Below are 7,053 nucleotides of genomic sequence, written 5' to 3'. Positions count from 1 at the left end.
TTACCTATTTCAGTATATCTTGCCAGCAACGGGCGGCGGCACCAGCTCACCCGGTATCGGCGCGTGGCTCGCCGTGTCTGGCTTGGTCTGTTCCTCCTGTTGCATGACCGCGCGCGCGACCCGGTCCGCCTCCTGTTCGCAGGGGTGGTCCGGTTGACTGACGGAAAGTTCAGCCTGAATCGTGCTGCCGCCTTGCTGCAGCACATGCGTCAGTTCATGAGCCAATGTCTCCCGTCCTGCCGAACTCTGCGGGTTGTACTCTCCCTGGCCAAAGAAGATGTCCTTGCCGGTGGTAAAGGCCCGTGCGCTCAGCGCTCGACTGAGCGTGTCAGCTTCTGCATGGGTGTGCACCCGCACACCGCTGAAGTCGGCGCCGAAAGCGGATTCCATGCGAGTGCGCACGCCGCTTTCCAGGGGTTGTCCGTGGCCAAGGGAACGCTGGATGGCCTGTTCCACGCCTGGAGCAGGCACGGATTCCCCATGGGCCTGTGTACGCTGGGCCAGGAGCCGCTGCACAAAGCGATTGCCGTGCGTGCGCTGGAGATTCTGCAACGCACCGGCTTCTTGCAGCGGCCTGGCGATCGGGTCAGGTTGCAGCGAGCGCTGCCTGACCTGTGCCGTCGTCGAGATTTCGTCATTGCCCTTGTGAACAGTCCTTGTCCTCACTGCCGAGCCCCCCGCTGCTGACATCATTGACGCGTTTCACTTCACTTCATTCCACGTTCGCCCAATTTTCTGATGCTCCCGCCGTGCCGAGCGCAGCAGATGCGACATCCCGATCGTTTCGCCGGCGTCGGCAGCGTAAAACGCCGCCGTCAGCACGATGTTCCTGATGTTCCCGCCCGCTAGCCTGACCTCGCGAGCCAGCACCGCCAAATCCACATCCTCTGCCAGCGGCGCTTCGGGTGGCAACATGACTTCCCAAATGCGGCGCCGGTGCAGCTCGTCCGGGAACGGGAACTCGACGATGGCATGCATCCGGCGGACGAAGGCATCGTCCATGTGGCTGCGCAGATTGGTCGCCAGGATGGCAACTCCTTCATATTCTTCCATCTTCTGCAGCAAGTAGCCCACTTCGATGTTGGCGTAGCGGTCGTGCGCGTCCCTGACTTCGGAACGTTTGCCGAACAAGGCATCGGCTTCATCGAAGAAGAGGATTGCATGGGTGCTCTGGGCGGCAGTAAAGATCCGTTCGAGGTTCTTCTCGGTTTCGCCGATGTACTTGCTGACGACCTGAGAGAGATCGATCTTGTATAGCGTTAAAGATAGTTCATTGGCGATGACATCGCCAGCCATTGTCTTGCCGGTGCCTGGCGGACCCGAGAACAGGACGTTCAGCCCTTTGCCGAGAGCAGGCTTGCGGCCGAAACCCCATTGATCGTAGACGGTATGGCGGTGCTTGGCCTGCTGACAGATTTCGTGGAGCTGAGCCAGTTCATCGGCCGGCAAGACCAGATCGTCCCAAGTGTATCTGGGCGTGATCTTGCGTGCCAGATCGTGCAGATGATGATCGGCCTGGGCGCGGGCGGCGGCAAACAGTTCGGCGAGCGTAGGCTGGCTGTTCGGCGTTTCGTCGGGTCGCGTCGCTGTCAGGGCGTCACGCCAACGCGCCAGATGGACCGCGCCGGCAACGGTTCCGGAGATCTGTTCGGGCGTCAACTGCAGGCGCCCGGCCAGGGCCTCCAGCTCGTTCGCTGCCAGCGCGATGCCGTTCGCTGCCAGGCAGGTCTGCAGGTACGACCGTCGTTGCCAGAAATCGATCGCCGGGAAGCGGATCGCCTGGATCGTCCTGGTCGGGTCGGCGGCGGGCCGCCAGGCCTGCGAACCGGCCAGAATGACTACGCCTGCATGGCTGCCGATCCTGTTCAGCAGATCCTGATACCGCCGGGCGTGCTCACCGGCCAGCAGCGTGTCGAGGCCGGTGCAATACAGCATGGCCTCCTGGAGAAGGGCGGTGCGGAACAGCACGGTCAGCACCGCTGTGAATTCATCCACGTCAATCGGTGTGCGCGCCAGGTCGGCAACCAGCAAAGGTACCCCGAGCAGAACGGCCAGCGCCTCGGCAAGCCCGCGTTTGCCGACGCCTGGTGGTCCCTGCAGGTAGAGTCTGAGCGGTTGCTGCCTTTCCCTGGCCTGGATTGCCATTCCCGTAATGGCCTTCTTGAGCTCGCTGCCGACCGGCAGGTCGGCGAAAGTGGCCGTCGGTTCAGCCCATTCACAGCACGCAGTCAGACGGGCGTCGAGGCTGTCGTCAGCCAACAGGTAGGCGATGATCTGTCCATCCAGCTTGAGATACTGCGCCAGCAGCGGCGGCCGGAGTTGCTGAGGATCAGCGAGCAGGGAAAGCAGGGCATGGCGGCACAGAGGGGCAGCGGCTGCGACATGGGCGCGCCTGGCCAGCTTGTCCTCGGGCGAAGTGCAGAGCAGATTGAAAGCCAGATCGATGCTCGGTCGACGGCGCGTCACATCGTCCTGCAGGTAGGCATAGAGCCGTTCGTAACGCAGATCCACTTCCGGCGCCAGGGCGACCAGAAGCAGATCCAGATCGAACGGCGATAGCTGGAACGCGCTTGCCAGGCGCCGCAGACGACACCGCTCGCCCAGCGCTTCCGACAACGGCAGCTCACGTGCAGCATTCTGCAGCACCGGGATACCGGGTTGACGGGCCAGCAAGGTCTCCACCTCGCCGAGTCCGATGTATAGCCCCCGGTAAGGATCAGCCGCCGCCGCGGGTCCATAGACGGACTGGGCTGCCGCAACGGCCGCCTGCAAGAGTCTGTCCAGCCGCTGCCATGCCGGTTGCAGGTCCTGGAATGCCGAATCTGAATCTGGGGCGTTGAGTGCATTCACATGAATCGAGCCTGGTGTGTTGACTGTTCAGCCCCAGGGAAGGTGGATGCCGCGGCAGACCAGAAAGGTGCAGGATGACGCTTGCCGGCCTGGCGCGCGGGACAGCCCATCCCCCCTGTCGGACAGGAACGGGTGAGCGATCGGGAAGTCGCCAGGCGTGCTACCCGACCGAGCGGCATCCCCGAGTACGACAAGTATCCCATCAATCGACCGGGGATGCCGCAGCTCTTTGCCTGGCTTGGGGCTTGCACGCCTGCCTCCGGGCCGGTACATTTGAAACCCATACAGCCAGTACGATTCCTGGGCGACTCGCTCCGGGGCTTGCGGGAGTTCCCGAGGCGGCCGGGAAGGATGCGGGCGCGCAGGGGGCATGCTGCAGCGGGCGAGCGGCCCGACGATTTCAGGTCCATACTTTCCGGCAAGGGCCTCGACGAATCCTGAGCCAATGCAGCGCACCCGGACTGAACGCTTATCATGGGAGCAGCAAGGCATGCGACTCTATCTGTCTTCGACGCTGTTCGACCTGCAGGACGAACGGCGGGCGGTCAAGGAGGTCCTCAGCGGCGACTACACGATCGTCGAGAGCTACGAGGCCGACCCAAGACCGCTCTGGCAAAGCTGCGTCGCCGACCTCGCCTCGTGCACGATCTACATCGGCATCGTCGGCCTGCGCTATGGATTCGTTCCGCCGGGGCAGGGGAAGTCGATCACCGAACTCGAGTTCGACGCGGCGCTGGCAGCGGGTCTGCGTTGTTTCGTCTTCGTCCGGAAAGACGATGCCATCCCGGTCTCCCGGACCGATCTTTATACGCAGGAGAATGATCCTTCGCTGATCAAGGCGTTTCGCGAGCGCCTGTCGTCCGGGGCGAACAATATCCCGCGGGCAGCGCTGTTCACCACCGCCGAGGATCTGAAGGTGAAGGTTCTCAAGGCGCTGCAGCGGCAGCCAGCACCCGCCGAGCCACCGTCGCCGGGGCCGCCGCAGCCCGCCGCTGCGCCGGCGATGACCGAGCTGCAGAAGCTGCTCCGGAGTTACCTGAATGACAACTGGGCAAGCTTGCGCTTACAGCAGAGCTTCACGCGCGCCGACCTGTTCCAGGATCTGGAGACGGCGACGCCGTTCACCGCCGAGCGCGTCTTCGCCATCGCATGCGACAGGCCCGCTCTCGAGGTTCTGCTGGGCGCCCGGGGATTTTTCGAAGCCAGAGCCGCGAAAGGTTTCTCCGCCGCAGCGGCGGTTTCCGAGGCCGAAGGCATCGTCTGCAGCGCCATCGTCCGCTGCGCGCTGGTCGCCGCCGAGCGTTACGTCAGGGCCAAGGTCGATGCCGACGCGCATCGCGATCACGACCCCGTGAGGAGTTCAGAGCATCTGGTTGCCTGCATCGAGGCTGCAGTTCGGCTGGGATTTGGACTCTGTTTCTCGGCCGGGAGCCCGCAGCCCGAGAATGTCTTCCGCCTCGTCCATCCGGTTCCCGAACCTGGTGTGCCGGGCGAAGAAGGCGCGGCGCTCTCGGCGTCTGAACTGCTGGCAACGATCGAGCGGCGCGAGTTGCAGACAGGTCAGGAGTATGACCCGGACTACCTGCGCACCTTCATTCGACTTCGCGCCCGTAAGCTGGGTGCGGCGCTGGTGGTGAGCACGGATGCCGCGGGCCGCTTCCAGAGTGCGGAAAAGCGGGCGGAACTTCTGAAGGATCTGCAGGAGCAGTTCGAACTCCGGACTTTCTTCCAGCAGCGGGCCGACGACGCGATGCCGCTCTGGGCAAGACAAATGCAGGACAGCCTGCTGCACGCGCTCGGTCCGATTTTTGACATTTCGCTCAAGAACGTGAAGAAACAGGAGGAAAAGATGCCCGAAAGAGAATCGGAACATGCCGCTGCACCGGCGGTCACCCATCTGACGATGCATTTCAACGCCCCCGTCGGCACGGTCGCACAGGCCAACGCCCCGGGGGCGCAAGCTGCCGCCAGGGACATCGTCATCGGCGTGCCGGCCGTCGAACTGCTACAGGCCCTGGTGGCCGTGCAACGGGCGATCGACGGCTGCAGCGCGCAGCCCGAGGACGCGGAGCAGCGTCGGCTGATGGTGCAGGAACTGAACGAAGTCCGCACGGTGTTGCAGGGAGAAGGGCGCTCGGAGTCCGACGCCAAACTCGTCAAACGCTGTCTCGACGGTGTCGAGAAGAGCGCCAAGGCCTTGAGCAACGGCCGCACCATCGTCGAAACGCTCGCCCCCGTCTGGTCTGGGCTCAAGCAGTCCTGGCCCGCTTTTCTCGCGCTCTTCAACTGACCGACAGGCAAAGCGATGACCGCAACCGCCGTCCCAAAATCTCCGTTCACCAAGCTGCAGGCCGGCACCGTCCAGGAACTCCGGGAGTCTCCCGGCCAGGCGCGCGCCTGGCACCAGTGGTCGGCGGCCGAAATCGACGCGCTGACGCTGGCCTACGCGGCACGCCGGCCGCTGCTCGTGCGGGGCGAGCCGGGAACCGGCAAGACGCAGCTCGCGCGTGCTGCGGCCGAGGCCCTTGGCTGGCGCCTGCACGCCGAAACGATCCATCCGCGCTTCGAGCCGCCCGAACTGCTGGCGCGTTTCGACGCTGTTCGCCGGCTCGCCGACGCGCAGGCCGGCGCAAGCGCCGAGCTCGCCGACCCGACGCGTTACTGGCGGCCCGGCGCGCTCTGGAAAGCCTTCGGCTGGGAGTCGGCGCAGCCTTTCCTTGCCGCCGACGAGCGCAGCATCGATCCGGCGGCACCGGACGGGCACGTCGTCCTGATCGACGAGATCGACAAGGCCGACAGCGACCTGCCGAACAGCCTGCTCGAAGTCCTGGCGCAGCGCAGCTTCCGCGTCGAGCCCCTGGCGCAGCCGATCGGCGGCCCGAACGCGAAACCGCCGCTGATCGTCATCACCACCAACGAGGAGCGCGAACTGCCGGCGGCCTTCCTGCGCCGCTGCATCGTCCTGACGCAGCAGCCGGACCCCGGAATGAGCTATCGTGACTGGCTCGTCAGACGTGGCGCGGCGCATTTCGCGGAATTGCCCGCGACCTCGCCGACGGCCAGTCCGCGACGCGCCGAGCTGATCGCCGCCGTGATCCTCGAAAAAGCGGCCGAGCAACTGGTCAGCGACCGGCAGCAGGTGAGCCACATCAACCTGCCGCCGCCCGGCCTCGCCGAATACCTCGACCTGCTCTACGCGCTGCACGAACTCTTTCCGGGCCAGACCGGCGTCCAGCAGGAATGGCTCGGCCGCCTCTCGGCGTACGGCTATCTCAAGCACGGAGTCGTTGCCGGCCAAACCGGCGTGTCGCAGACGCGAGCGCCGATCGACGGCCTCGCCGGGTCGCCGGCGGAGCGCGGCTGAATGATTAATGTGAAAGTCGCGTCAGCGACTCACGAATCTCCCCTCCCCACTGGTGGGGGAGGGGTCGGGGGAGAGGGAAACGGTCATGACTTTCATGATCAGGGGTGTTTTGCAAAGTCATGACCGTTAGTCACGGCTTCGCCGGCCGCGCCGACCTGCTGCGCGCGGCCGTCGCCGCCCATGGCGCAGAACCGCCTGGCAGCGAGAAGGCGATCAAAGCCGCCCTGGCGCCGCTCGCCCTCCTCCTCGACCTGCATCCGCAGCCGGAGCCGGAGCAACGAAGCGATCTGCCTGCCGGCGAACGGCAACAGCCAGCGGCCGACGCCGGCAGCGCCGGGCCGCGTCAGACTTCCGCCGCCAAGGTCGGGCGCCGGCCGCCCCTCTCGGCGGCGCATTTCGCGCTCGTCGAGTACGCCGTCGATGAAGCGGAGACAGCACCCCAGCGCGAGACCTTGCCGCCGTTGACCCGCCTCGACTGCCAGCCGCGGCGATCCGGCAGCGCGCCGCACTCGCCGCTGGTCGGCCGCACGCGCCTGTGGCCGGCGTTGCAGCGGGCGCTGGCGTCGCCACGGTGCGGCCCGCTCGACGTGCCGGCCCTGGTCGGCGAACTGTCGCTGTTGCGCTCGCCGCAGCGCCTGCCGCGGCGGCTGCTGCGCCGCTGGGGGGGCGAGATGGACGTCGTCGTCGATCTCGCGCACCGGCTCGTTCCCTACGACGCCGACTACCGCCAGTTGCTGGATGAAGTGCGCCGGCGGCACGGCCGGGGCGGTCTGCGGCTGTGGGTCGTCGATGACTCGCCGTTCGCCGCGCGCGCGGTCGCTGCGCCGGGCCGCGCGGCA

5 protein-coding genes are annotated in these 7,053 nt (G+C 65.8%); 3 read left to right on the top strand and 2 right to left on the bottom strand.

Features of this window, described 5'->3' with window-relative positions:
* Positions 1-9 precede the first annotated feature (9 nt).
* Both AW06_RS21400 and AW06_RS19460 read right to left on the bottom strand, forming a co-directional pair.
* On the bottom strand, positions 10-666 hold the full coding sequence (locus AW06_RS21400; protein ID WP_273704931.1) for a DUF4157 domain-containing protein: 657 nt from the start codon (positions 664-666) through the stop codon (positions 10-12).
* Positions 667-702: 36 nt separating this feature from the next.
* Positions 703-2,772: an ATP-binding protein gene (locus AW06_RS19460; protein WP_273704930.1), complete on the bottom strand. Its 2,070-nt coding sequence runs from the start codon at positions 2,770-2,772 to the stop codon at positions 703-705.
* A 568-nt stretch (positions 2,773-3,340) separates the two neighbouring features.
* On the opposite strand from AW06_RS19460, the gene AW06_RS19455 reads away from it, so the two are divergent.
* The 3 genes from AW06_RS19455 to AW06_RS19445 all read left to right on the top strand — a co-directional run.
* Positions 3,341-5,140, top strand: coding sequence for a DUF4062 domain-containing protein (locus AW06_RS19455; protein ID WP_034953825.1), 1,800 nt, complete (start codon positions 3,341-3,343; stop codon positions 5,138-5,140).
* Between the two features lie 15 nt (positions 5,141-5,155).
* Positions 5,156-6,214: a MoxR family ATPase gene (locus AW06_RS21395; protein ID WP_273704929.1), complete on the top strand. Its 1,059-nt coding sequence runs from the start codon at positions 5,156-5,158 to the stop codon at positions 6,212-6,214.
* Positions 6,215-6,333: 119 nt separating this feature from the next.
* On the top strand, positions 6,334-7,053 hold a 720-nt coding region (locus AW06_RS19445), incomplete at its 3' end, for a hypothetical protein (RefSeq protein ID WP_034953822.1).

It is taken from the genome of Candidatus Accumulibacter cognatus (assembly GCF_000584975.1).
GTDB lineage: Bacteria > Pseudomonadota > Gammaproteobacteria > Burkholderiales > Rhodocyclaceae > Accumulibacter > Accumulibacter cognatus.
This window is presented reverse-complemented; position numbering and strand designations above follow the sequence as displayed.